Raw genomic sequence first — 403 nt, forward strand, 5'->3', positions numbered from 1 at the left:
CGGACCCCCCTCGAACACCTCGTCGAGGTCGACGTCACCGACGTCGAGCCGGACCGGGAACACGGTGGTGAACCAGCCGACCGTCCGCGACAGGTCCGCACCGGGTACGGCTTCCTCCTGCCTGCCGTGTCCCTCCAGCCGGATCAGGGTGGAGCTGTCGTCGGCGCCCCTGGAGCGGCGCCAGGCGGTCACGGCGAGGGCGAGGGCGGCGAGCAGCCCGTCGTTGACGCCGCCGCGGAAGGCGGCGGGGACGTCGGTCAGCAGGGCGCGGGTCGCCTCGGCCGGGAGGGTCGTCCACAGGTCCTCGACGGTGGCCTGGGTGTCTCGGGCGGGATCCAGGGCCCGCGACCCCAACAACGGGTCCGGCCCCTCCACCACCGACAACCACCACCCGAGCTCCGCC

Annotated in this window: 1 protein-coding gene; it reads right to left on the reverse strand. The window is 74.4% G+C overall.

The annotated features are described in order from the left end of the window. Positions 1–403, reverse strand: a 403-nt coding sequence (locus ADK55_RS20415; RefSeq protein ID WP_159041495.1) for a condensation domain-containing protein, incomplete at both ends; no start/stop codon positions are given.

The organism is Streptomyces sp. WM4235, from assembly GCF_001279725.1.
Classification (GTDB): domain Bacteria; phylum Actinomycetota; class Actinomycetes; order Streptomycetales; family Streptomycetaceae; genus Streptomyces.